The 23,344-nt window shown below is 32.0% G+C and carries 19 protein-coding genes; 9 read left to right on the top strand and 10 right to left on the bottom strand.

Annotated features, from left to right (window positions below):
• Positions 1–5 precede the first annotated feature (5 nt).
• Positions 6–2,000, bottom strand: coding sequence for a urocanate hydratase (locus EV195_RS03945; RefSeq protein WP_132793161.1), 1,995 nt, complete (start codon positions 1,998–2,000; stop codon positions 6–8).
• Positions 2,001–2,014: 14 nt separating this feature from the next.
• Complete coding sequence (gene hutH / locus EV195_RS03940) at positions 2,015–3,505, bottom strand: histidine ammonia-lyase (RefSeq protein ID WP_132793159.1); 1,491 nt, start codon at positions 3,503–3,505, stop codon at positions 2,015–2,017.
• Between the two features lie 77 nt (positions 3,506–3,582).
• Between hutH and EV195_RS03935 the strand changes: the two genes are divergently transcribed.
• On the top strand, positions 3,583–4,500 hold the full coding sequence (locus tag EV195_RS03935; RefSeq protein WP_132793157.1) for a LysR family transcriptional regulator: 918 nt from the start codon (positions 3,583–3,585) through the stop codon (positions 4,498–4,500).
• Positions 4,501–4,521: 21 nt separating this feature from the next.
• Here the strand turns inward: EV195_RS03935 and EV195_RS03930 are convergent, their stop codons facing one another.
• Positions 4,522–6,675, bottom strand: a complete 2,154-nt coding sequence (locus tag EV195_RS03930) for an alkaline phosphatase D family protein (RefSeq protein ID WP_132793155.1) — start codon at positions 6,673–6,675, stop codon at positions 4,522–4,524.
• A gap of 213 nt (positions 6,676–6,888) precedes the next feature.
• Between EV195_RS03930 and EV195_RS03925 the strand changes: the two genes are divergently transcribed.
• The 4 genes from EV195_RS03925 to EV195_RS03910 all read left to right on the top strand — a co-directional run bounded on the left by EV195_RS03925 (position 6,889) and on the right by EV195_RS03910 (position 12,009).
• Positions 6,889–7,218: a hypothetical protein gene (locus tag EV195_RS03925; protein ID WP_317128204.1), complete on the top strand. Its 330-nt coding sequence runs from the start codon at positions 6,889–6,891 to the stop codon at positions 7,216–7,218.
• A gap of 70 nt (positions 7,219–7,288) precedes the next feature.
• The gene (locus EV195_RS03920; RefSeq protein ID WP_132793153.1) at positions 7,289–10,741 is read left to right on the top strand and encodes a methylmalonyl-CoA mutase family protein; all 3,453 of its coding nucleotides are present in this window, start codon (positions 7,289–7,291) and stop codon (positions 10,739–10,741) included.
• A gap of 231 nt (positions 10,742–10,972) precedes the next feature.
• The gene (locus EV195_RS03915; RefSeq protein WP_132793151.1) at positions 10,973–11,173 is read left to right on the top strand and encodes a hypothetical protein; all 201 of its coding nucleotides are present in this window, start codon (positions 10,973–10,975) and stop codon (positions 11,171–11,173) included.
• A gap of 215 nt (positions 11,174–11,388) precedes the next feature.
• A complete protein-coding gene (locus tag EV195_RS03910; protein ID WP_132793149.1) occupies positions 11,389–12,009 on the top strand; it encodes a TonB-dependent receptor plug domain-containing protein in 621 nt (206 codons plus the stop codon).
• 118 nt (positions 12,010–12,127) lie between these two features.
• Here EV195_RS03910 and EV195_RS03905 read toward each other — a convergent pair whose 3' ends face one another.
• The 7 genes from EV195_RS03905 to EV195_RS03875 form a co-directional block, all read right to left on the bottom strand.
• Positions 12,128–12,598 (bottom strand): SRPBCC family protein, encoded by a 471-nt coding sequence (locus tag EV195_RS03905; RefSeq protein WP_132793147.1) that lies wholly within the window; start codon positions 12,596–12,598, stop codon positions 12,128–12,130.
• A gap of 3 nt (positions 12,599–12,601) precedes the next feature.
• Positions 12,602–13,495, bottom strand: a complete 894-nt coding sequence (locus tag EV195_RS03900) for a TIGR01777 family oxidoreductase (RefSeq protein WP_132793145.1) — start codon at positions 13,493–13,495, stop codon at positions 12,602–12,604.
• Positions 13,496–13,505: 10 nt separating this feature from the next.
• Positions 13,506–13,877, bottom strand: coding sequence for a hypothetical protein (locus tag EV195_RS03895; RefSeq protein WP_132793143.1), 372 nt, complete (start codon positions 13,875–13,877; stop codon positions 13,506–13,508).
• A 2-nt stretch (positions 13,878–13,879) separates the two neighbouring features.
• A complete protein-coding gene (locus tag EV195_RS03890) occupies positions 13,880–14,224 on the bottom strand; it encodes a hypothetical protein (RefSeq protein ID WP_132793141.1) in 345 nt (114 codons plus the stop codon).
• Between the two features lie 3 nt (positions 14,225–14,227).
• Positions 14,228–15,049 (bottom strand): DCC1-like thiol-disulfide oxidoreductase family protein, encoded by an 822-nt coding sequence (locus EV195_RS03885; protein ID WP_132793139.1) that lies wholly within the window; start codon positions 15,047–15,049, stop codon positions 14,228–14,230.
• Positions 15,050–15,429: 380 nt separating this feature from the next.
• The gene (locus EV195_RS03880; protein ID WP_132793137.1) at positions 15,430–15,936 is read right to left on the bottom strand and encodes a GbsR/MarR family transcriptional regulator; all 507 of its coding nucleotides are present in this window, start codon (positions 15,934–15,936) and stop codon (positions 15,430–15,432) included.
• 54 nt (positions 15,937–15,990) lie between these two features.
• The gene (locus tag EV195_RS03875; protein WP_132793135.1) at positions 15,991–17,010 is read right to left on the bottom strand and encodes a LacI family DNA-binding transcriptional regulator; all 1,020 of its coding nucleotides are present in this window, start codon (positions 17,008–17,010) and stop codon (positions 15,991–15,993) included.
• A gap of 177 nt (positions 17,011–17,187) precedes the next feature.
• On the opposite strand from EV195_RS03875, the gene EV195_RS03870 reads away from it, so the two are divergent.
• The 4 genes from EV195_RS03870 (at position 17,188) to EV195_RS03855 (ending at position 23,342) form a co-directional block, all read left to right on the top strand.
• Complete coding sequence (locus EV195_RS03870) at positions 17,188–19,803, top strand: TonB-dependent receptor (RefSeq protein WP_132793133.1); 2,616 nt, start codon at positions 17,188–17,190, stop codon at positions 19,801–19,803.
• Positions 19,804–19,943: 140 nt separating this feature from the next.
• A complete protein-coding gene (locus tag EV195_RS03865; RefSeq protein ID WP_243693060.1) occupies positions 19,944–21,278 on the top strand; it encodes an MFS transporter in 1,335 nt (444 codons plus the stop codon).
• A complete protein-coding gene (locus EV195_RS03860) occupies positions 21,271–22,437 on the top strand; it encodes a glycoside hydrolase 100 family protein (RefSeq protein WP_132793129.1) in 1,167 nt (388 codons plus the stop codon). The genes EV195_RS03865 and EV195_RS03860 overlap by 8 nt, the downstream gene beginning before the upstream one ends.
• A complete protein-coding gene (locus tag EV195_RS03855; RefSeq protein ID WP_132793127.1) occupies positions 22,437–23,342 on the top strand; it encodes a carbohydrate kinase family protein in 906 nt (301 codons plus the stop codon). The genes EV195_RS03860 and EV195_RS03855 overlap by 1 nt, the downstream gene beginning before the upstream one ends.
• The last annotated feature ends 2 nt before the right edge of the window (positions 23,343–23,344 follow it).

Genomic DNA, 23,344 nt, shown 5'->3' with positions numbered 1-23,344 from the left:
GAGTTTTAAAAGTTGTTAAACAAAGAATCGTCTACTAAGTTAGGCAAAGTAACTTTAAGTTTTTTCTCTGCCTTCATAGCACGTTTAATTGCAAAAACAGCTTCTTGGTTTCGAGCCCAACTTCTTCTTGCGATTCCGTTATTTACATCCCAAAAAAGCATCGATTTTAAACGCTTTGACGCTTCTTTAGAACCATCAAGAAGCATGCCAAATCCTCCGTTAATAACCTCTCCCCAGCCTACTCCACCACCATTGTGAATGGATACCCAAGTTGCACCTCTAAAACTATCTCCAATTACATTATGAATAGCCATATCTGCTGTGAATCTCGATCCATCATAAATGTTTGACGTTTCTCTGTATGGTGAATCCGTTCCTGAGACATCATGGTGATCTCTTCCTAAAACAACAGGACCAATTTTTCCTTTTTTAATTGCCTTGTTAAATGCTTTAGCAATTTTGATTCTTCCTTCTGCATCAGCATATAAAATTCTTGCTTGAGAACCCACAACCAGTTTATTTTCTTGGGCACCTTTAATCCACTGAATATTATCGGCCATTTGCTGTTGAATTTCTTTTGGAGATTCTTTCATGATTTCCTCTAGAACTTCACAAGCAATTTGATCGGTTTTTGCTAAATCTTCGGGTTTTCCTGAAGCACAAACCCAACGGAATGGCCCAAAACCATAATCGAAACACATTGGCCCCATTATATCTTGAACGTAACTTGGGTATTTGAACTCTCTTCCTAAGGTTGGATTTTCATTCATTACATCCGCTCCTGCTCTACTCGATTCTAATAAAAAGGCATTTCCGTAATCGAAGAAATAGGTTCCTTTTGCTGTGTGTTTATTAATAGCTACTGCTTGTCTACGTAAAGATTCTTGAACCCTTTTCTTGAACTCGTCTGGATTATTCGCCATCATATCATTTGCTTCTTCAAATGACAATCCAACTGGATAATAACCTCCAGCCCAAGGATTATGCAAAGAAGTTTGATCCGAGCCTAAATCAACATACACATTTGCTTCATCAAACTTTTCCCAAACCTCAACTACATTCCCTAAATAAGCAATAGAAACTACTTCTTTATTTTCTTTTGCTTTTTGAACTCTTTCAACTAAAAGACTTGCATCAGAAACAACTTCATCTACCCATCCTTGCCAATGACGAGTATGAACCGCTTTTTCATTTACCTCTGCACAAACCGTAATACACCCAGCAATATTTCCAGCCTTTGGTTGTGCTCCGCTCATTCCCCCTAAACCAGCAGTAACAAATACATTTCCTTTTGGAGATTTACCAATCTTCCTGAATCCGTTTAAAACGGTGATTGTTGTCCCATGAACAATTCCTTGCGGACCAATATACATGTAACTCCCCGCGGTCATTTGTCCGTATTGAGTAACACCTAAAGCATTAAACTTTTCCCAATCATCTGGTTGGGAATAATTAGGAATCATCATACCATTTGTAACTACGACTCTCGGAGCATTCTTGTGAGATGGAAATAATCCCATTGGATGACCAGAATACATAACTAATGTTTGCTCATCTGTCATTTCAGATAAGTATTGCATTGTCAATAGATACTGAGCCCAGTTTTGGAAAACTCCACCATTACCACCATAAGTAATTAATTCATGTGGATGTTGCGCAACTGCATAATCTAAGTTATTCTGAATCATCAGCATAATAGATTTTGCTTGCGTAGATTTTCCAGGATATTCCTCAATTGCTCTCGCCTTCATTTTGTAATCAGGACGGAATCGATACATGTATATTCTACCAAACTTTTCCAATTCCTCAGAAAACTCTGGTAATAATTCTTCGTGATGTTTTTTATCGAAATAGCGTAAGGCATTTCTTAACGCTAGTTGCTTTTCTTCTTTAGTAAGTATTTCTTTTCTTATTGGAGCATGATTAATCGTTGTATCATACTCTTTTTTTGATGGTAAAACACTTGGTATTCCTTGTTTAATCTGTTCTTTAAATGTCATGATCTACTTACTTTTTATGCTACAATAAATGCTTTTTCTTTTACCAACTTAATCATTGCATTAATATCATCTTTTAAAACACGATCCTCCTCTAATTTAGCAACTTTACTTCTAATCAATTTGAAGTTTTCTTCTATAATTTCAGAGAATGTATTTGGTCTTCTGAACTCCATAGCTTGAGCTGCATACATTAATTCTATAGCTAATATTTTTTCTAGATTACCTAAAATCTGATTGAATTTTCTTCCTGAAATACTTCCCATTGAAACATGATCTTCTTGTCCTAAAGAAGTAGGAACACTATCTGCAGAAGGCGGGAAACATAAAGATTTATTTTCTGTAACCAAAGCAGCTGTGGTATATTGAGGAATCATAAATCCGGAGTTTAAACCACCTGCCTCAGTTAACAATCTTGGTAAACCATATTTTCCTTCTAATAATAAGTAACTCCTTCTATCTGAAATATTTCCTAACTCAGAAGCAGCAATAGAAGCATAATCTAACACCATTGCTAAAGGTTGTCCGTGAAAATTTCCTCCAGAGATAGCTTCTGTTTCACTTAATACAATTGGATTATCGGTTACAGAATTCATTTCAATTTCAGTTAAATCATTTAAATGATTAAAGGCATTTCTTGATGCGCCATGAACCTGAGGCATACATCGAATCGAATACGGATCTTGCACACGATCACACTCTAAATGATTTTCGACATTTTGAGAATCCTTTAATAACATTCGAATTCGCTCAGCGACTTTGATGTTTCCTTCAAAAGGACGAATAGTATGAAGCTCTTCTCTAAAAGGTGAAGCACTTCCTTGGAATCCTTCCAAACTCATTGTTCCTGCAACATCAGCTAAATCTAAAAGATACTCCATCTTTTTTAACCCAATAATTGCATGCGATAAAATGAACTGCGTTCCATTTATTAAACCTAATCCTTCTTTAGCCATTAAAGTTAAAGGTTCTAAGTTATGATTTGCTAAAACTTCTTTTGCAGATACAATCTTATCCTCAACCCAAAATTCTCCTTCTCCTAAAAGCGGTAAAAATAAATGTGATAATGGTGCTAAATCTCCAGAAGCCCCAACAGAACCTTGCTCAGGAACTACTGGTAAAATATCATTCTCAATGAAATAAATAATACGATTGATCATTTCTAAACGTACACCTGAAAATCCTTGGCATAAAGCATGAACTTTGCAAATCATCATGATTTTAGACAATAACTTATCAATAGGTTCACCCACACCAACGGCATGAGTAATCAATAAATTCTCCTGAAGTTTACTTGTCTCTTCGGGCGTAATTTGCACATCACATAAAGGTCCGAATCCTGTATTGATTCCATAAACCGCAGCATCAGAATTTGCCATGGTTTCAACCTTTTTTCTACACTCATTCACTTTCTTTTTAGCTTTATCAGTAATTTCTGCTTTCAAATTACCATTTGCAATAGCTAAAACTTTATCTACCGTTAAGTGATCTATTCCGTATTTAAACATGTTTCTAGTTCGTTTTCTACAAAATTACCTTTATTTTTGATGCTTAATAATATCATTTTTATCAATATTTAATAATTATGAGTTATCAATTAGAATTAAGACATCTTAAATACTTTTTGGCCGTAGCCGAGGAATTACACTTCAGAAAAGCAGCTGATCGATTGTTTATATCACAACCTGGATTGAGCAGACAAATAAAACAAATGGAAGATGATTTAGGAATTCAATTATTTGAGAGACATAATAGAAAAGTCGTTTTGACTCCATCTGGAGAATACCTAAAAGCTGAATTGACTCGCAATCTCAAGAATTTAGATTCAATTATTGATCACGCTAAACTGATTCATGATGGAAAACAAGGAAAATTAGAGTTTGGTTATGTAGGATCTGCTATGCAAGAAATTATTCCAAATGTATTGATAAAATTCAAAGAAAAACACCCTAATATTCAATTTGGCTTAACAGAAATGGACAATCAGAAACAAATTGATAATTTATTACACCAAAAAATAGATATCGGTTTTGTGAGACTAGATACTGTGCCACGAGGCTTAACTATACAACCTATTTTAAAAGAAAACTTTTGTTTGGTATTGCCAAAAAACCATCAAATTAACTCTCAAAATTTCAAGAGTTTGCAACAATTAAAAAATGAGTCTTTCATTCTTTTTGACCCTTCATACAGTCCATCTTATTATGAAAAAGTGATGCAGATTTTTACGGATAGTGGATTTGCTCCAATTGTTTCCCATAATACCATACATGCAGCTTCTATATATAAATTAGTAGAAAATGGATTTGGGTTATCCATTGTTCCTAAATCTCTACAGTTAGGATATAATATGAATGTACAGTTCATAGAGTTAAACACTATTAAACAACACACTACACTCTCAGTTGTTTGGGATGAACATAATCGAAATCCAGTTTTAAAATCGTTGATTGCAGAAATTAATTTTAAAAACAAAAAGCACCCTAATACAGGATGCTTTTAGTTTAGCACAAAAAATTACCTATTACCTCACAATAAATTGTTTTGTAATAGTTTTATTTCCAGCTTTTACCTTTAAAAAGTAATTACCAGCTGCTAATGATTCCACATCAAAATTTACATTGTAGATTCCTATTTCTTGTTTTTTATTAATTAGAACATCTTTCACTTTTTGTCCATTACTATTAAAAATAACGATAGATAATTCTGTTGGGTTTTGTAATAAATAGTGAACATTTCCAGAAGTTTGCATTGGGTTTGGATAAACTCCCATTATAATTGCTCCTTCTTCCAAAAGCTCTATAGAGTTTTCAATTGGCTCAGGTTGGTCTCCATATCTTGAAGTCGCATTTGCAGGCGTATTTGTTGCTCTAATTCCGCATCCGTTTTTATTCACATAGTATCCTTTATGATAAAACTCTCCTGAGTTTGGAACTTTTACATCACGAATATAAAACCAATCGGCCTGTACTCTTTCTTCCTTCACATCTAACACAAAATATCCGTGCTCATCTAAATCCACTTCTTTCATATGACGATTTAAAAGCTTAGTATAAAACTCCGCAAGTCCAGTTGCAATTCCTCCAAAAGCATCTAAGTTTTGTGACGTAACACTAGGAACCACAAACTCAGCTCCAATACACTCACGTCCGTATTTTAAATCACCTGCAAACGTACTGTGAATATCACCTGTTAAAACAACCACATTATTAATATTGTTATTAGAAATATGCTGATATAATCGTTCGCGTTCTTCTTCATACCCATCCCAAGCATCGTTTGTTGGAACTCCGTTATAATTCATCATCATTACTTGGTTTCCAATAATTTTCCATGTTGCCGATGATGTTGATAATTTATTTAGTAACCAGTTAAATTGTGCTTGCCCTAAAATTGACTCATAAGTTGCTCTTCCCGCTAATTTGGAATCAACAGTTGTTGCTTTTACTAGAAGATTTTTTAATTTTGATTGATCTTCTTTAGAAGATAAGCTTCTACTCCCATTGTTTTTATAATTGTAAGCAACTTGAGCAAACTTTTGAATTACATATCTTAATTCTTCTCCTGTTAACTTTCCTTCTTGAATAAAGTATGGAGCAATTTCTTTAATCGCATTTTCAAAATCTTCAATAGATTGTAGAGACTTATTTGCTACTAAAGTTTTAACTTTCGATTGTAAGTCTTTTTTTGAGCTTTTATTTAGCTTTTGAGTGGTTGAAACCGTTTCATCTCTTCCTTCAATCCTTGTATCTAACATTAATAAGTCAGCTAAATTTCCGTAAGAAAAATCTCTATATAATCTGTATTCCTGAATTGAATTTGCTCGTACTGGCATCCATTCGAAATACGCTTTATAAGCATTGTTTTTTCGTGTTTCCCAACTTCCTTCAGTGGCAGGATCGTGATTCTCTGCACCGAATTTATTCGCGTCATTTGAAAACTCATGATCATCCCAAACTAAGATAAATGGGTGTTGTTGGTGTAATTTTCTCAACATCGGATCTAATCTGTAATATGAATAACGAACTCTGTAATCGCTTAAGGTTACAATTTCGTTGTTGGGTAAATGCCCTCTTCCAACCTCATCGCTATACCCATATCCGCCAGTTTCATATTCATAAATATAATCTCCTAAGTGAATTACAGCATCAATATCTGTTCTATCAGCCATTTCTTCGTAGGCATTAAAATATCCATTTTGGTAGTTAGAACAAGATACTACTCCAAAGCGAACATTACTAACATTTCCTGTAGGTGAAGTTCTTGTTTTTCCAATTTCAGATTTCTTTCCTAATGCTTCGAACTGAAAATAATAGGTAGTATTTGGCTGCAAACTTCTTACATCTACTTTTACAGTATAATCCTTTCTCTCATCAGTTACTACTAGTCCTTGCTTCACAACATTTGTCATAGATGCATTTGTTGCAACTTTCCAAGTAACATTAACATCTGGTTGGTTTGTAGTTACACGTGTCCAAATAATAACAGCATCTTTTAATGGGTCTCCTGAAGCAACACCATGGTAAAATGGAGCTAAAGCAGCATTGAAATAGTTTTCAATACCAGCAGTATTATTCCTGCCAATTTTAGTGACTACAGTTTGTTTTTGAGCTTGAAGCGCGATAACTCCAGCTAAAAAAATAATAAAACACAATACGTTTAATTTGTTTTTTTTCATGATTTCGGGGTTGATTTTTGGTTAATTTTCCGCGAATCTAATTGTTAAAATTTCACTTTACTATGCATGCATAATAATTAACTCAATGATAATTTTTTTAACATTTTAATATTCTATCAATAAAAAACACTAACCTTAAATTGATATTTTAGTTACGTTAGAACCCTAAAGAAATTATTGGATAAACTTTGTATATTTGAGTAAAGGTTTTTTTTGAATTTGGTTTTTATCTCAAAACATATTGTACCTACTGGATACTTAGGCATCACATTATTTCCTTTTATTTTCTTAAAAAACAAAGAATTAAAAGAAGATAAAACTCTAGTTAATCATGAAAAAATTCATTTACAACAACAAAAAGAACTTTTAGTAGGCTTCTTTTATCTTTTTTACTTTCTAGAATGGGTAGTAAAGTTCATCATATATAGAAATGGATATACTGCTTATTTAAACGTAAGTTTTGAGAGAGAAGCGTATCAAAATGAATGTAATTTATACTACTTACAATCGAGAAAAATATATAGTTTCTTTAACTACTTATAATTACTAAGAATTCGTTCTGTTTTTTAGGAAATCCGTAAATTGCAGCTCATTTTAACAACTAAATTTACGAATGGAACAAATAGCACCCTATAAACCTAAACATAAAGTACGAATTGTAACTGCTGCGTCTTTATTTGATGGACATGATGCTGCAATCAATATTATGCGTAGAATTATACAATCTACAGGAGTTGAAGTTATACATTTAGGTCATGATAGAAGTGTAGAAGAAGTAGTGAACTGTGCTATTCAAGAAGATGCAAATGCTATTGCAATGACTTCTTATCAAGGTGGACACAACGAATACTTCAAATATATGTATGACCTACTGCAAGAAAAAGGAGCGGGTCATATCAAAATTTTTGGCGGTGGTGGTGGAGTAATTCTTCCTGAAGAAATTAAAGAACTGATGGACTATGGAATTACGCGCATTTATTCTCCTGATGATGGACGTGAAATGGGATTACAAGGTATGATTAATGACCTTGTTCAACAATCTGATTTTGCTATTGGTGATGTGTTAAACGGAGAAGTAAATCATTTAGCAGAAAAGGAAATTGGAAGCATTGCTCGTGTTATTTCTTCTGCTGAAAACTTCCCTGAAGTTGCCAAAGAAACTATGGATGTTATTCATAAAAAAAATGAAACATCTAAAACACCAGTTTTAGGAATTACCGGAACAGGTGGAGCAGGAAAATCAAGTTTAGTTGATGAATTAGTTCGTCGTTTTTTAATTGATTTCCCTGAAAAAACTATCGGATTAATTTCTGTTGATCCTTCTAAAAGAAAAACTGGAGGAGCTTTATTAGGAGATAGAATTCGTATGAATGCTATTAATAACGAACGTGTATACATGCGATCTTTAGCAACACGTCAATCTAATTTAGCTTTGTCTAAATATGTTAATGAGGCTGTAGAAGTTTTAAAAGCTGCCGAATTTGACTTAATTATTTTAGAAACTTCTGGTATTGGACAATCTGATACCGAAATCATTGAACATTCTGATGCTTCATTATATGTGATGACTCCAGAATTTGGAGCTGCAACTCAGTTAGAAAAAATCGACATGCTTGATTTTGCTGATTTGGTCGCTATTAACAAGTTCGATAAAAGAGGGGCATTAGATGCATTACGTGATGTGAAGAAACAATACATGCGTAATAATGACCTTTGGGATACACCAATGGATGAAATGCCGGTTTTTGGAACTATCGCTTCTCAATTTAACGACCCAGGAATGAATTCGCTATATAAAGCGATTATGGACAAAGTTGTTGAGAAAACTGGAGCTGATTTAAAATCTACTTTTGAAATTACAAAAGAAATGTCTGAGAAGATATTTGTAATTCCACCTGCAAGAACTCGTTATTTATCTGAGATTGCAGAGAACAACAGAGCTTACGATAAGAAAGCAAATGAGCAGGAAAAAGTAGCTCAGAAGTTATACGGTATTTACCAAACAATTTTATCGGTAGCTAATGTCACTTCGAGCGAATTAGAGAAGTCTTTACTTACTAAAAATGGAATTGACCAAGATGAGATTCTGTCTCTCGACTCCGCTCGTGATGACGCAGGGTTTTTAAAATTACTTTTTGATCAATTTGATAAGGTTAAATTAAATCTTGACCCTCATAACTGGGAAATCATTTTAAACTGGGCAACTATAGTTCAAAAATATAAAGACCCTATCTACTCGTTTAAGGTTAGAGATAAGGAAATTAAAATTGAAACACATACAAAATCACTGTCTCACTCTGATATTCCAAAGGTAGCCTTACCAAAATATCAGGCTTGGGGAGATTTATTACGTTGGAATTTACAGGAAAATGTTCCTGGAGAATTCCCTTATACTTCTGGACTATATCCTTTCAAAAGAACTGGAGAAGATCCAACAAGAATGTTTGCAGGTGAAGGTGGACCTGAACGTACTAACAGACGTTTCCATTATGTAAGTTTAGGAATGCCTGCAAAGCGTTTATCTACCGCTTTCGATTCGGTAACACTTTATGGAAATGATCCTGGTCACCGACCAGATATTTATGGAAAAATTGGTAATGCTGGAGTTTCTATTTGTTGTTTAGATGATGCCAAGAAATTATATTCTGGATTCGATTTAAGTCACGCTATGACTTCGGTTTCGATGACAATTAACGGTCCTGCCCCAATGTTATTAGGATTCTTTATGAATGCTGCAATCGATCAGAACTGCGAGAAATACATAAAAGAACATGGTTTAGAAGATAAAGTTGAAGCAAAACTAAAAGAGTTATACGACAATAAAGGAATCGACAGGCCAAAATATAATGGAGACCTACCAGAAGGAAATGATGGATTAGGTTTATTATTATTAGGTGTAACTGGAGATCAAATTTTGCCAGCTGATGTCTATGCTGAAATTAAAGCAAATACATTATCACAAGTAAGAGGTACAGTTCAAGCAGATATATTAAAAGAAGATCAAGCTCAAAACACCTGTATTTTCTCTACGGAATTTGCCTTACGTTTAATGGGAGATGTTCAGGAATATTTTATTGAGAAAAATGTACGTAACTTCTACTCTGTTTCAATCTCAGGATATCATATTGCAGAAGCGGGAGCAAATCCTATTACGCAATTAGCATTGACTTTAGCAAACGGATTTACCTATGTAGAGTACTATTTATCAAGAGGAATGGATATTAACAAGTTTGGACCAAACTTATCCTTCTTCTTCTCAAATGGTATTGACCCTGAATATGCAGTAATTGGACGTGTAGCTCGTAAAATTTGGGCAAAAGCTTTAAAATATAAATATGGAGCAAACGCACGTGCACAAATGTTAAAGTATCATATTCAAACTTCTGGGCGTTCTTTACACGCACAGGAAATTGATTTCAATGATATTAGAACTACGTTACAAGCATTATATGCCATTTACGATAACTGTAATTCGTTACATACAAATGCATATGATGAAGCAATTACAACACCAACTGAAGAAAGTGTTCGTAGAGCAATGGCGATTCAGTTGATTATCAATAAAGAATTAGGATTAGCGAAAAATGAGAATCCGATTCAAGGTTCATTCATTATTGAAGAATTAACTGATTTAGTTGAAGAAGCTGTATTAACTGAATTTGATAGAATTACGGAACGTGGAGGCGTTTTAGGAGCAATGGAAACGATGTACCAACGTTCTAAAATTCAAGAGGAAAGTTTATACTACGAAACCTTAAAGCATACAGGTGAGTTCCCAATTATTGGAGTAAATACGTTCTTAAGTTCTAAAGGATCTCCAACGGTTACTCCACAAGAAGTAATTCGTGCAACAGAGGAAGAAAAATTATTCCAAATTAAGACGAAAGAAAATTTAAACGAAGCCAATAAAGAAAAAGTAGCTGAAGAACTAAACAAGATTCAAAATGCTGCTATTCAAAATGATAATATTTTTGAAAAGTTAATGGAAGCTTCAAAAGTGTGTTCTTTAGGACAAATTACCGCTGCTTTATTTGAAGTTGGTGGACAATACAGAAGAAATATGTAATTTCAAAAAACATAGATTTAGCATAATCCTCTCATTTTTGAGAGGTTTTTTTTTGTTAAAAACATATTTAACAAATTTTAACTATCTGCTTTTCAAGTACCAAAACATATTTGAAAGCCTCATTAATACTGAAAAAAAATAATCTTCTGTACTTATAGGCAACATAAAAACTTACAACTCTCTGTAACAAAATCAGTTAAAAATCTTCTTACTTGTAAAAGCATATAAAAAATGAGTAACAATTATTTTATCTTTAGTTTAATCTTTGCCACAGGCTTAGGAGCTTCTTTAGGAGTGAATTTTGGAACTTTAACTGGTAATATTCCAGTGGGTGTTGTACTTGGTATTGTTTCAGGTATTGTATTAGGTTTTGGAGTTGGTTTTGCTCTAAAAGCTTATATCAAAAGGTATAAAATTGAAACTAACATATAAGTTATATATAACTAACCTTACAACTTAAACTTATTTAAATCCTGAGTATTTTTTACTCGGGATTTTTTTATTACATCACTTAAAAACCTTCAAAACTTATTCATTTCGGGGTTAAAATGTTAAAAATAATGATTTTTAACACCTTATTAACTAGACTCATATACAAATACTTAGAATTATTGTATCTTTAATAAGTAATTTTAAATCCCAGAATTATGAAGAAGATTTACATTTTATTTTTATTAAGTATTTTTTTATTAAATACTAAAACCAGCTTACATGCTCAAAAGCAAAATAAGGTTACCATTACGGTAAAAGATTCAAAAGATAATCCTGTACCTGGTGCCGTAATTTTATTTGACAACGTTCGCCTAAAAAGATGGACAAACTCAAAAGGTGTTTTTAAAGCTAAGTTTGACAAAACTCCAAAAGAAATTAGTGCTTTTTCTCCTAAAGTAGGAATTAGCAAGGTTGTTTACGACGGAAGCTCTAAAGTAGATATTGTTATTGGAAACAGTAATGATTTGGGTATTAACAGAAGTCCTGCTTCAAAAAATGTTGGTGCTATACAGTTTCGAAACTTTTATGATTACTTAAGAGGACAAGTTCCTGGTGTTAATGTAACTATGGATAATTCTATTAACATTAGAGGTTATAATAGTGTAAATGGAAGTACTACTCCTTTATTTATGCTTAACAATACTCCTGTTGAGCAAGAAGATTTAGATAATATTGTTCCTACAACAATAAAATCAGTAGTTGTTTTAAAAGGACCAGATGCTTCTAAATATGGATCGAGAGGTGCTAATGGAGTTATCGAAATTAGAACTTTCTAGTAACCTAAACCAACTAAGAAAAATTTAAAAAGGCTGTTTTTACAAACAGCCTTTTCCTTTTTAACTAAACTAACTATTTAGAACTACAATAATCTTCCTGTAGTAACTAACATGAATTTTAAATTATCTCTTTCCATCTATCAGACTCGGCATATAACTTGATGGTGTTATTTCTTTCTACTAAAAACTGCTTCATATATCTTTTTAAGAAAATAAAATCGAAGAATTTTCCTAGAAACCCTAAGGGAGATACAAACTCCATTACGTCTACTAATGTTGTTGTATTATTCTCTTGAGAAAAGTAATGTTCGTGTTTAAAACTTTTAAAAGCTCCAGAAACCATTTTATCAGCAAAATACTCTGATGGACGGCATCCTGTTACTTTGGAAGTAAAGTTTTGATATACCCCTAAATGTTTTGCTCTCCATGTTACAGTTTCATCCAATTCAATTAAACCAGATTGCCTTCCTGCAATAGCTTCTTCATCTGTTTTTTTAGTAGAAATTTTGTGTAAATCAATACTTCTAGATAAGTTGAATACTAATTCTTTTTTTGCTTTAATTTTTGTAAATAAAATAATTGTTGGCATACGCTAAATTTTTAATTCATTAAACTTTGCAGCACCAAACTCGAAACCTAAATCAAGAAGATTTTGGGGATAAACTTTTCTACTTTTCAATAACAATTCTGTTTCCGTTCCGATAATCTTAGCTCCTATATTTAATAACAGTTTTGGAGCGTTAATCCCTACTTTTATTCGTAACTTTTTTCTTAATTCTTTTTGAAAACTATAATTTCTTATCGGATTTGGTACACATATGTTATAAACTCCAGATGGTTTATCGATTAAATAATGAATTGCATTTACATAATCTTGCTCAGAAATCCAGCTAATAAACTGTTTCCCGTTACCTTGTTTTCCTCCAAAACCAAATTGTGTCATTTTTTTCATTAGAGGATAAGCTCCTCCTCTATTTCCTAAAACTATAGAAGTTCTTGTAATAATCTTTCGTGTATTTTCGAATTTAAAACTATTGAATAGCTGTTCCCATTTTTTGCAAACATCCATAGAAAAATCGATGCCTATTTCACCATCTTTCTCGGTCATAAATGTATCTTCTGAATGTTCGTAAATAGTCGCTGAAGATGACTGGATAAATACGTTAGGTGGAACTTTTAAATTCTGAACAACCTCACATAAAACTGCGGTACTTTGTAATCTACTTTCATAGATTTCTTTTTTATTTTTCTGTGTGTACCTACAGTTAACTGATTTCCCAGTTAAATTGATTAAAATATCTGTTCCTTCAAGGTACTGCGTCCAATATCCTTTTGTTTTACCATCCCAGTATATATAGTTTACATTCTTATAATTCAACTTTTGATTTCTTGTTAAAATGTAAATCTGATTTTCTTTTTCTTTTGTATAAAATTCGGTAAGCAACTTTCCCAAATATCCAGTCCCTCCAGCGATTACTATTTTCATTTTTATAAGTTTAATTTTGACTTCTTAGATTGGCTTCTTTACTTGCTTTTCTTCCTTTTAAAAAGAAAATGATAAAAAGAATCATTACTATTCCTAAATAAATAGAAAAGCCTCCTACTTTTGCACTTAAAACTTCTACTAAACTTTTATAATTCGCTAGGTTATAAATTTTAATAATTCTTAATGCAAAACCTATATTCAGAAGATAAAATCCTATTTTAAATAGTTTGTTAGTTGCAAATGCTATTTCTTGTTTTTGATTAAAAATATCTAGCATAAAAATTTTACTGTTCTTAAATAAATGCTGAGACACAAAAGTTGTTAATCCGATACTTACGGGTAAATAAATTGCGTAAGCTATGAGTACTAAAGTTGTTTCCATAATTATTTGTTTTTAAAATACGTGTGTGATATATAAATTGTGAATAAATTAATTCCATGTAAGCATCCAATTAACAATAGAATAAAACTAAGTCTATTAGTAATTTCTTCAATTAATTCAAGGAATGATTTAATATTATCGATAGAGTTTAAAGTGAAAATAACAATACCAAGATTCATTAAGTAATATGCTGATCTAAGAATTTTATTAATTCCTGTTGCAAAATTCACATCATTTGGGAAGAAGTTCGCTATATAAATTTTTCCATTTTGATAGCAGGCATTTCCAACATAAACAATTGTGACTGCGGATAATAAAATATAGGTTAGATATGTAGCAAAATTCATTTTTTAAAAGTTTAGAATTAATAACAAAACAAGTATTCGATAACCTATCCATGTCCAACTCAAATACGTTGGTAATTCTAAGAGTTGAATTCGTCTCTTATGCTCAAAAAACATTAATGCAACTGTTCCGGTAAATCCAACTAAAATAACTGATTGCGGTATCGGAAATACACTACGTAACAGCATCAATTGAAATAATCCAATACATCCAAATAATGAAACTGTAATGATATTCCCTATATAATTGATTTGAGTTTGATAATCTTTCTTGATGATAAATAACAGCTGAGAAACAACCATTCCTACTGCTAAAAAAACTTCTCTTTGATAACTTGATACTGGTAAAATTTCAATCAATTCAGAGAATTTAAAAAGTGTTACCACTGTAATTAAAAGACCTAATACAATGTAGAGTAAGCGATATTTAAAGTTGAAACTCGGAGAACACTCCAGATTAAGATCTTCTTTTTTCTCAGAAGGCATAATGACTTTCCTATTGTATGAAATGAAAGAATATAACTTCCTCAATAGAAAATTAACAGGAGCAAAATTTCCAATTTTTTCAATTAAAGGAAATGAAAATCCAATAATCTTAAGCAGACTATCAATACCATAAATCACTTCTTTATTTTCATTATCAACTAAAGCTATCTCATTTGCAGCTCTTTCAATATCAACAAACTCTCGTTCGTGATTAGAAATTTTACAGTAAGGCTTTCTTCCTTCTTCATCAAGCATTTTAGTATTAATAAAAGTACTTGTATAGGCATTGCATAAAGGACAATCTTCATCGTACAATATGGTGTGGTTATTCAATGTTTTCATAGTTTATCTCTTTAATTTCATAGTTTCCAGTATATAAGTAAAGTAACTAGCAATCAGCATTGGAATTATCATAAAGTTTATTACTGGAAAATCTTTTGTTACTTTATTTAAAGTGTAAGTAATGACGAAATAGATAGAAACAACAAACCAATAAATTAAGATTCCTTTTTTAGGTTTTATAGATAATTTTTTCAAAAAAAACAGTAGTATTAATCCAACTAATAATTGATATGCCCCTAATACTACTTGAGCATATAGTCCTAATATTATTGTAACATATAGACACAAAGTGAGCGCAAAAAAAGCTCGATTTATATATCTTAAAATAATTATATATTTCATAGTTTCAGAATTTATTGAAAGTTTGTGTTTAAATTTTTTTACTTTTTAATCATTTTAGTAAAGTTAGATAATAGCCAATGTTCATCAGCTTTGATCGCTTTATCTAAAATTCCATTTACCGTATTTGTTACCGATGATAAATCATTCATTAACTTTTTAAAAGTTTCTGCTTCCTCTGAGTCTTCGTCTACTCCACTCTTCAATTCATCTAAAATTTTCAGAACTGGCTCTATCTCTCTTTTTTTACGTTCTTTGGTTACTTGTTTAAAAAGTTCCCAAATATCTTTATCAGCCACAAAAAACTCTTTTCGCTCGCCTACTACCAATTCCTTGCGAACAATTCCCCAATCAATTAAAGCACGAACATTCATGTTCACATTACCTCTTGAAATTTTTAACGCTTCCATAATTTCATCCGCAGACAAAGGTTTTGTCGAAGCTAATAACAAAGCATGTACTTGTGCCATTGTTTTGTTAATTCCCCAGCTAGTAGCTAAACTACCCCAAGTATGAATGTATTTTATTTTTGCGTCTTCTAACTTCATGTGACAAATATAAAACTAAATTCTAAACTTTCTAAAATTATTGAAAATAAAATATTACTTTGTTGAGTCTCTCACTATTAAAGATGTAGGTAAATTTATAGTTTCATGTTTAAATGGAATATTGTCTTTAGTACTTTTTATTTCCTTAATTAATTGAGCCATCGCTTTTACTCCCATTTCAAAACCTGGTTGATCAATAGTTGTCAATGAGGGTGAAATAGCTCTTGACATAAACCAATTACTGAATCCAACAATTGATATTTGTTGTGGAACATCTATACCTAGTTCATTATATTTTGTTATAACTCCTGTTGCAACCAAATCTGTGATTACAAAAATTCCATCAACATCAGGATGCTCATTCAAAATTTGTTCAGCAAAATTATATCCTTCATCAAAAGTAACTTCATTACAAGTATATATTAATGAACTTTGGTATTCAATATCATGATCCTCCAGTGCTTTTTTATAACCTAAAAAACGATCAATTGAGTTTTGAGGAATAAGCGGCCCTCTAATATGGGCGATTTTCTTACATCCGATATTTATTAAATATTGTGTAGCATTATAAGCAGCTCGTTTATCATCAATCAAAACTTTTGAGCAGTCTAATCCTTTAGCTATTTTATCAAATAGAACGACTGGTGTACCACTATTAATAACCTTTTCAATATGATCAAATCTGAACGTTTTATTTGACAGCGCAATTAGAATTCCATCTACCCTCTTGCTTGCAAGTAATTGTAACTGTTTCTTTTCTAACTCATAAGATTCATTGGAGTGGACAATTACGACATAATAATTTTCCTTCTCTGCCTCGGCAGTAATACCTTTAATAACATTCGAAAAGAAATGATGAACTAACTCTGGAATTATTAAGCCAATTGTTTTTGTTTCATTCGTTCGAAAATTAACAGCTAAACTATTAGGAGTATAGTTTAATTTTTCTGCCAATTCTTTAACTCTTTTTTTTGTCTTAGGGCTTACATCATAATAATCTTTTAATGCCTTAGAAACTGTTGCTACACTTATATTAAGAATCTCAGCTATTTGCTTTAATGTTACTTGTTTCATATTAAGAATCAATATAATAATTTTATTTATTCAGATGAATCAAAAGAAAATCGAAAACGTTTTCGGTAATTTCGAAAACGTTTTTGATTAAAAAAAACTAAAATTCAACTTTTATTTTGAAATATCTTTAAAAAACCAAACAACAAATTTTTATTTTAATAATTCAAATAATTTACAATGAGAAATTTTTTTACTAATACAATCTTTTTTACTTGTATCTTTTTGTCTTCAATTGCTTACTCTCAATCGAAAATAAAAGGTACAGTTAAAGATACTTCAGGACAACCTCTTCCTGGTGTAAATGTTGTAATAAAAGGAACATTAACAGGGAGTGAAACAAATTTTGATGGATATTTCGAAATATTAAATCTATCTGAAGGAACTTATACTTTAGTTGCTTCTTTTGTAGGATACGCGTCTTTTACAAAAAGTGTAGTATTAAGCGGTCCTGAGTTAAATATTGATATTCAGCTGATTGAAGATTCAGTTACGTTAGATGATGTAATTATAACTGGAGTTACAAATCCAAAATCTAAAATTGAATCAAGTATTTCGATAACCACATTAAAACCAAATGTAATAAATCAATCTGCACCAAGAACAACAGCTGAAATTTTTAGAACAATACCTGGTATTCGTTCAGAATCTTCTGGTGGAGACGGTAATTCCAATATTGCTGTTCGTGGTGTACCTATCTCAGCTGGAGGGTCAAAATACGTACAACTACAAGAAGACGGTTTACCTGTGCTTTTATTCGGAGATATTGCATTTGCAACACCAGATATGTTTACTCGTTTTGACTCAAATATTAAAAGTATCGAAGCTATTAGAGGTGGTTCTGCATCTACATTATCATCAAACTCTCCTGGAGGTATTATAAATTTAATAAGTAAAACAGGAAAATACAATCAAGGCTCTGTGGCTACATCTTTTGGTTTAAATTATGATTCTTTTAGAACAGATTTAGATTATGGTGGCAAAATCAGTAATAACTTGTATTTCCATGCAGGTGGTTTTTATAGAGTTGGTGAAGGAATTAGAGAAACTGGCTTTACAGCCAATAATGGAGGTCAATTTAAATTTAACTTAACTCGTGAATTCGAAAAAGGTAAGATTAGATTATACACCAAACTTCTTAATGATCGTGCGGTTGCCTATATGCCCATTCCAATTCAGGTAACAGGAACAAATTCTGACCCTACTTGGGAAAGCGCTCCTGGTTTTGATGCTACATCTGGAGCATTACATTCGGCGTATTTATCACAAAACACTGTTTTAGATGGTAATGGAAACATAAGAAGAGCTGATGTATCGGATGGGATGCATGTAAAAACTCAATCAATCGGACTGGATATTGAATTTGAAATTGCAGATGGATTAAAGCTAAGAAACAATGGACGTTACTCGGCAAATAGCGGTCGTTTTATTGCGCCATTTCCTGCTCAAGTAGCAACTGCTTCAACTATTGCTGATTCTTTTGGTGCTGGTAGTACATTAACGTATGCAAATGATGATTCTCCTGTAAGTGCCAATACACTTGTAAACAGAATTCATATGTTCGATACTGAACTAAATAACATGAACAATTTCATAAACGATTTTAGACTTAGTAAGGATTTTGATGGAATTGATCTTACTGTAGGATATTTTAAAGCAATTCAAAATGTAGCTACGTCATGGCATTGGAATTCTTATCTCCAAGAAGTTTCCGACGATAACGCTCGTCTAATTAACGTTAGTGACAACACGGGACAATTACAAAGTGACAATGGTCTTTACGCTTATGGTGTTCCATTTTGGGGGAATTGTTGTAATAGAAATTATAATACACAATATAATACCTCTGCTCCATACATGAATGTAACAATTAAAGCCAATGAGAATTTAACTTTTGATGGAGGTTTGAGATATGATATTGGAAAAGTTGATGGATCAATTGCCGCGACGGTTCAAACAGTAAGAGACATGAATAATGACGGAAATATTTCAGTGCCTGAATCTGATGTTTCTGCTATTGACAATGCTAATGCAACTCCAGTGGATTATGATTATGATTATGCTTCTTACACACTAGGTTTAAATTATAAGCTTAATAATAAGACTTCTATCTTCGGAAGATTTAGCCATGGTGCTTCCGCTAAAGCGGATAGAATATTCTTCTCTGGAGATCAAGATTTTACAAGCGACAACGTAAACGCATTAGATTTTATAGATCAATTTGAAGTTGGATACAAAAGAAAATTTGATGCTGGTGCTTTTTATGCTACTGCATTCTATTCTTCTACTACAGAGGAAGGAGGATTTGAAGCAACTACGAACTCTGTAATCGAAAATGATTATCGTTCTTTAGGTATTGAATTGGAAGGATTTTACTCTATCAATAACTTTGATTTAAGAGGAGCCGTTACCTACACAAGTGCTGAGGTAACTTCTGGAGCCAATGAAGGAAACACTCCAAGACGTCAACCAGATCTTATCTATAATTTAATCCCTACCTATAACTTCGGAAAAAATAAAAATCATGCTTTTGGTTTAAGTTTTATTGGACAAACTAAAGCTTTTGCTCAGGATTCAAATCAATTAGTAATGCCAGGTTTTGTAATTGTAAATGGATTTTTCAATGTTGGAGTCACTAAAAACTTATCATTTAACCTATCAGCCAATAATATCTTTGACTCTTTAGGTATTACAGAATCTGAGGAAGGAAGCATTACAGATAATGCTGTAAATTTCGTAAGAGCAAGACCTTTACCTGGACAATCTTTTTCTTTAGGTGTAAGGTATAATTTATAATATAATTATATAGTTTGTTTTTCATTGAACCTTAAAAACGGTTTGTCTAAAAAGACAATCCGTTTTTTCAACTAAATCATTTGATTGTAAATATTATGGCGCAAAAAAAGAAAATATTAAACTTTTGGCAAATCTGGACTATGAATTTCGGTTTCTTCGGAATTCAGTTCAGTTTTGGACTACAGCAAAGTAACATGAGTTCGATATATAAGTATCTCGGAGCTGTAGAAGAAGAGATTCCTATTTTGTGGTTGGCTGGACCTGTAACCGGTTTAATCGTTCAACCAATAATTGGTGCGATAAGTGACGGTACTTGGTCTCCAAAATTTGGAAGACGAAAACCATTTTTCTTGATTGGTGCCATATTAGCAAGTGTTGCATTACTGTTGATGCCTTATTCAAAAACTGTGTGGATGGCAGCAAGTTTACTTTGGATTTTAGACGCTGCAAATAATATAGCAATGGAACCTTACAGAGCCTTTGTGTCGGATAAATTAGATAAAAGCCAGCATTCCTTAGGTTTTTTAATGCAAAGCTTTTTTACCGGACTTGGGATTACCTTAGCAAATTTCACACCCGCTATTTTAATAGCTTTAGGCTTCTTTGCTTTAACAGATACCATGGAAAATGGTATTCCTGTTTCTACCTATTGGGCTTTTTTCATTGGCGCTTTTGCATCAATTTTTTCAATACTCATTTCTGTATTTACCACAAAAGAATATCCTCCATCTGAGGAAGAATTAGCCATAATAGCATTACAAAAAAAAGAAGGAAATATCCTTTCGAGAACAATAAAAGACATATATGTAGCTTTTAAAGAGATGCCTTTAGCTATGAAACAACTTATTCCTGTAAAATTTTTCACTTGGTATGCAATGTTTTGTTACTGGCAGTATTTAACATCTGCCTTATCTTTATCGCTTTTTGATACTTTAGATGTGGAATCGAATGGTTTCAAAACCTCTCAATTACTAACGGGTCAGTACAACGGTTCTTATAACATTGTATGCTTTATTGTTGCTTTAGCTTTAGTTCCTTTAGCTAAAAAAATAGGAGCAAAAGGAGTTCATTTTATAAGTTTACTCCTTGGAGGAATTGCTGTTTTTAGTATTCCATATTTAAGCAACTCTTCTATTTTATTTTCAATACCAAATCCATTTGGAGAAAACTCTATTGAAATTTCTCAATTATACTTATACACTGTTGGACTAGGAATTGCATGGGCATCTATGCTGGCAATGCCATATCAATTATTAGCAGGCTCTGTTCCAAAGCATAAAACTGGAGTTTATATGGGAATTTTTAACATGTTCATTGTTATCCCAATGATTATTCAAATTATTTCTATGCAAACATTTGTTTATGATTTATTAGGAAAAAACCCAGTAAACGTAATTAAGCTAGCAGGGTTATTTTTGATTATAGGAGGTGTTTTCACATTATTTATTAAAGAAAGAACTATAGTAAATGAATAGCAATTACATTAAAGCTAAAGAACTATTATTAATAGCTAGTTCCCAAAATGGATTTCTAGCCAGTGCTAAGCAGATAACAAATTATAATCGAGTTTGGGCTAGAGATGGTGTTATTTGTGGATTAGCAGCTCTATTAGATGGTGATTCACAACTTACAGAAATCTTCAAAAACACATTAGAAACTCTTGCTGAAAATCAACATAAACATGGAAACATTCCTTCTAATGTTTATTTTAATCAAGATAAAACAGAAGTGAGCTTTGGTGGTTTAGCAGGTAGAGTCGATACAATACCTTGGTTTATCATAGGCATATGCAATTATGTACACTTTACCAATGATCATAAGTTTCTAAAAAGAATGATTTCTTCAATAGAAAAGGGACTGGATTTATTAGAATGCTGGGAGTTTAACAATAATGATTTAGTTTATGTTCCTCGCTCTGGTAATTGGGCAGACGAGTACATTACCGAAGGACATATTCTATATGACCAACTATTAAGACTATGGGCTTTGAGAGCTTTCAATAAAATCATTCCTTCTGAAGATATAACAAAGAAAATTCATCTTATAGAGAAAAAAATTAAACTCAATTATCGAAAACACAACTCTTCCGGAGAAGTTTATCATCCGAACGCCTATAAAAAACTACCACATTTAAAGTATTGGGCTGCATCAATTACTCCATCTGGTTATCAAATTATGTATGATGGTTTTGCCAATTCTTTGGCTATTTTACTAGATATTGATTCAGAGTTTAATTTTCAGGTATTTAAATACTCTGAGCAATTAAGAAAACTTTTGACATTACAGTTAATTCCCGCCTTCTGGGAGCCTATTGAAGAAGAATCTCCCAATTGGAATTTACTCGTAGATAATTGTAAATATGAGTTCCGAAACTCACCTCATGAATTTCATAACGGAGGAACCTGGCAAGTTGTTAATGGTTTTTATGCGGCGGCCATCTCTAGTATAGATAAAACAGCTGCTAATGATGTACTAAAATATATTAGAAAACTAAATAAAATTGAAAACTATTCTTTTTATGAAAATTTCAATTCGAAAACAGGAGTTCCTAATGGTGTACCAAATTGTACATGGAGCGCCGCTGGTGAAATAATTGCAACTCAATTTTTAAATGGTAAAAAATTATTAGTCTAATGGTTATAAAAGATATTGATATATTTTGTGTAGGAGAAACTATTGTTGACCTAATTGGAATTGAGGCTAAAGACTCTATTAAAAATACAAATAAATTTGAGCGTCATTTAGGAGGCTCACCAACCAATGTAGCCTTAAACTGTAGTAAATTAAAATTAAAGGTGGCACTTGCATCTTCCGTGGGTGAAGATAATTTAGGTAACTATATACACGAAGAACTAATCAAAAATCAAATAGATATAAGTTGTGTAAAGCTGATAGATAATATGGCAACTTCAATTATATTGGTTTCCAAAACAACTGAAACTCCTGATTTTATTCCCTATCGTAATGCAGATTATTATATTTATGAATCACAAATTAAAGAACACACAATATTAAGATCGAAAATTTTTCACACAACATGTTTTGCGTTAAGTAGAGACCCAGCGCAAACTACGATATTAAAATATGCGGAATTAGCTTATAAAAATGGCAGTAAAACAAGTATCGACTTAAATTTCTCCTCTAAAATATGGACTAATAGAGATGATGCTCTTAAGGTTATTATGAAATATTGTAAGTACAATCCACTAATTAAAATAAGTCTAGATGATATGCATCGTATTTTTGGTAGTACTATGTCTGAGAATGAAATGTTTGCTTTTTTTCATAATCAAAATGTAGATCTTATTTGTTTAACTAAAGGAAAAGAAGGTGTAGTTATATCGGAACGCAATAAAAAAACCTATGCTTTTCCATCCATAAAAATACCTAACATTAAAGATGCAACAGGTGCTGGAGATGCTTTTTGGTCTGGCTTCTTATATGGTTTTATACATGAATTTACTATTGAAAAATCAGTACAAACTGGTTTGCTTATTTCTGCTTTAAAACTTCAAGGTAAGAATATTAACAATTATTAAAA

This window comes from Tenacibaculum skagerrakense, from assembly GCF_004345825.1.
In the GTDB taxonomy this organism is placed as follows: Bacteria; Bacteroidota; Bacteroidia; order Flavobacteriales; family Flavobacteriaceae; genus Polaribacter; species Polaribacter skagerrakensis.
Note: the sequence above shows the minus strand (reverse complement) of the source record. Positions and strands in the feature narration are given on the sequence as shown.

Excerpts from the sequence above, each read along its gene's own strand:
- EV195_RS03860 (WP_132793129.1), top strand. The coding sequence starts at position 21,271 with ATGAATAGCAATTACATTAAAGCTAAAGAACTATTATTAATAGCTAGT.
- EV195_RS03875 (WP_132793135.1), bottom strand. The coding sequence starts at position 17,010 with ATGAAACAAGTAACATTAAAGCAAATAGCTGAGATTCTTAATATAAGT.
- EV195_RS03930 (WP_132793155.1), bottom strand. The coding sequence starts at position 6,675 with ATGAAAAAAAACAAATTAAACGTATTGTGTTTTATTATTTTTTTAGCT.
- EV195_RS03900 (WP_132793145.1), bottom strand. The coding sequence starts at position 13,495 with ATGAAAATAGTAATCGCTGGAGGGACTGGATATTTGGGAAAGTTGCTT.
- EV195_RS03880 (WP_132793137.1), bottom strand. The coding sequence starts at position 15,936 with ATGAAGTTAGAAGACGCAAAAATAAAATACATTCATACTTGGGGTAGT.
- EV195_RS03935 (WP_132793157.1), top strand. The coding sequence starts at position 3,583 with ATGAGTTATCAATTAGAATTAAGACATCTTAAATACTTTTTGGCCGTA.
- hutH (WP_132793159.1), bottom strand. The coding sequence starts at position 3,505 with ATGTTTAAATACGGAATAGATCACTTAACGGTAGATAAAGTTTTAGCT.
- EV195_RS03870 (WP_132793133.1), top strand. The coding sequence starts at position 17,188 with ATGAGAAATTTTTTTACTAATACAATCTTTTTTACTTGTATCTTTTTG.
- EV195_RS03865 (WP_243693060.1), top strand. The coding sequence starts at position 19,944 with ATGAATTTCGGTTTCTTCGGAATTCAGTTCAGTTTTGGACTACAGCAA.
- EV195_RS03920 (WP_132793153.1), top strand. The coding sequence starts at position 7,289 with ATGGAACAAATAGCACCCTATAAACCTAAACATAAAGTACGAATTGTA.
- EV195_RS03890 (WP_132793141.1), bottom strand. The coding sequence starts at position 14,224 with ATGAATTTTGCTACATATCTAACCTATATTTTATTATCCGCAGTCACA.
- EV195_RS03945 (WP_132793161.1), bottom strand. The coding sequence starts at position 2,000 with ATGACATTTAAAGAACAGATTAAACAAGGAATACCAAGTGTTTTACCA.
- EV195_RS03910 (WP_132793149.1), top strand. The coding sequence starts at position 11,389 with ATGAAGAAGATTTACATTTTATTTTTATTAAGTATTTTTTTATTAAAT.
- EV195_RS03855 (WP_132793127.1), top strand. The coding sequence starts at position 22,437 with ATGGTTATAAAAGATATTGATATATTTTGTGTAGGAGAAACTATTGTT.
- EV195_RS03895 (WP_132793143.1), bottom strand. The coding sequence starts at position 13,877 with ATGGAAACAACTTTAGTACTCATAGCTTACGCAATTTATTTACCCGTA.
- EV195_RS03885 (WP_132793139.1), bottom strand. The coding sequence starts at position 15,049 with ATGAAAACATTGAATAACCACACCATATTGTACGATGAAGATTGTCCT.
- EV195_RS03905 (WP_132793147.1), bottom strand. The coding sequence starts at position 12,598 with ATGCCAACAATTATTTTATTTACAAAAATTAAAGCAAAAAAAGAATTA.
- EV195_RS03915 (WP_132793151.1), top strand. The coding sequence starts at position 10,973 with ATGAGTAACAATTATTTTATCTTTAGTTTAATCTTTGCCACAGGCTTA.